Below are 1244 nucleotides of genomic sequence, written 5' to 3'. Positions count from 1 at the left end.
TGTAGCCGCAGTCGCAATTATGTAGTGAATAATCGTGCGCTTTAGTGAGTTTGTTTTTATATTTTCATTAGGCTGTAACGTTTCAAAATTAATTTGCGTCATAACTTCGTTCGTAAATGAATCATCATTTATCATTGGAAGGTTTTCATGTTGTTCATCAATACTTTCCATATAAAGTGCTAAACAATGATCACATTCATAAAGATGTTCTTCCATAGATTCACGTTCATTGTTTGATATAACATCTAATGTATAATTGCGCCAATCTTCTTTTGAATAATGCATCATAGAAACTCTTCCTCCTTCCAATGTTTTTTAATCCATTTTCTTGCCCGATACAGTTTCATTTCGACCGTTTTCACTTCGATGTTTTCCTGAAAAGCAATTTCTTGATAACTTTTTTCTTCTAAGTAATGTGCGAGAACGACGTCACGATAATTGTCGGGAAGTTCTCTCAGTTTTTGAGCAATGAGCAATTTTTGCTCTTTCGTCAATAATAAAGCCTCAATATTATGAGAGGATCTTATATTTTCCGCAGTTTCTTTACATAAGGAGAGTTCTTCGTTTTCTCTAGCTTTTTTTCTCTTATAATCAATAGCGTGATTGGTGGCAATACGTGCCATCCACGTTTTTAATCCGCGAAATTGATAATTTGGGAGAGAGGCGTGAATTTTTACGAATACTTCTTGTGTAACATCTTTAGCATCTTCTTCATGTCTTAAAATGGAAAAGATAACTTGAAAAATATAATGACGATATGTTTGTACAAGGATACGAAAAGCATGTTCGCTTCCTTGCTGTGCTTTTGCAACTAATTGTTTTTCCTCAATCGGTCTCTCCCTCCTTTTTGACGCATTCTATTATATAGACGTAAGAAATGATAAGTCACCCTACACATGTTATAAAAAAGAATAATATATTTTTAGCAGGAGGGCTATATGAAAAAGGTGTGAAAAAATGGTAAAGAGAAGTATATAATGAGCAAAGAGGAAATGCTACATGGAGAAAGGATGTGAATGTTAGTAGGATAAGGTCCATACTAACAAACATGAAAATTAAAATATTAATAGCCGATGATAATTCTTTTATTAGAGAAGGTATGAAAATTATTTTAAATACATATGAAGAGTTTGAAGTATTAGATACCGTAAATGATGGAAAAGAAGCTGTAGCGTATTGTAAAAAGCATGAAGTTGATATTGCGCTTTTAGATGTTCGTATGCCAAACATGAACGGGGTAGAGG

General features: G+C 33.2%; 3 protein-coding genes. 1 reads left to right on the top strand and 2 read right to left on the bottom strand.

Annotation, left to right across the window (positions count from 1 at the left end; genetic code table 11):
• Both AC1DTM_RS27245 and AC1DTM_RS27240 read right to left on the bottom strand, forming a co-directional pair.
• Positions 1-288 (bottom strand): hypothetical protein (locus AC1DTM_RS27245; protein WP_477001348.1); only part of this gene is annotated, 288 nt, incomplete at its 3' end.
• The gene (locus AC1DTM_RS27240) at positions 285-725 is read right to left on the bottom strand and encodes an RNA polymerase sigma factor (RefSeq protein ID WP_229183425.1); all 441 of its coding nucleotides are present in this window, start codon (positions 723-725) and stop codon (positions 285-287) included. The genes AC1DTM_RS27240 and AC1DTM_RS27245, both read right to left, overlap by 4 nt.
• 323 nt (positions 726-1048) lie before the next feature.
• Here AC1DTM_RS27240 and AC1DTM_RS27235 point away from each other — a divergent pair.
• Positions 1049-1244, top strand: a 196-nt coding sequence (locus tag AC1DTM_RS27235; protein ID WP_477001349.1) for a response regulator, incomplete at its 3' end; no start/stop codon positions are given.

The sequence above is a fragment of the Bacillus sp. P4_D3 genome, from assembly GCF_056401855.1.
This window is presented reverse-complemented; position numbering and strand designations above follow the sequence as displayed.